Annotated in this window: 1 protein-coding gene; it reads left to right on the top strand. The window is 41.8% G+C overall.

Annotated elements, in window-relative coordinates; translation table 11 throughout:
* Positions 1-524: NADP-dependent isocitrate dehydrogenase (locus tag R7093_RS27910; protein ID WP_318147368.1), on the top strand; the 524-nt coding region annotated here is incomplete at both ends.

Here is a 524-nt window from a genome sequence, read left to right as displayed (position 1 = left end):
GGCGCATGGTCATCAGATTCTAAATCTCATGTATCAAGCATGGCGGGTGACGATTTCTTTGGTAGCGAGAAATCAACAACCATTTCTGGCGCAACAGAAGTAAAAATCGAGTTTGTTGGCGAAGATGGCTCTGTAAAAGAGCTAAAATCTGCTTTCCCACTGTTAGACAAAGAAGTTATTGATAGCTCTGTACTGAAGAAAAAAGCATTGGTTGAGTTCTTCGAAAAAGAAATTGCAGATGCAAAAGAGCAAGACGTACTGCTTTCTCTACACATGAAAGCGACGATGATGAAGGTTTCTGACCCGGTTATCTTCGGTCAAGCTGTAAAAGTGTACTACAAAGACGTTTTTGCTAAATACGGTAAGTTATTCGAAGAGCTTGGCGTTGATGTAAATAATGGTCTTGGTGATGTTTACTCGAAAATCGAGTCACTACCAGCAGCACAAAAAGAAGAGATTGAAGCGGCAATTCAGGCGGTTTACCAAACTCAGCCTGAACTTGCGATGGTTGATTCGGATCGTGG

The sequence above is a fragment of the Vibrio sp. 1580 genome (assembly GCF_033340055.1).
This window is presented reverse-complemented; position numbering and strand designations above follow the sequence as displayed.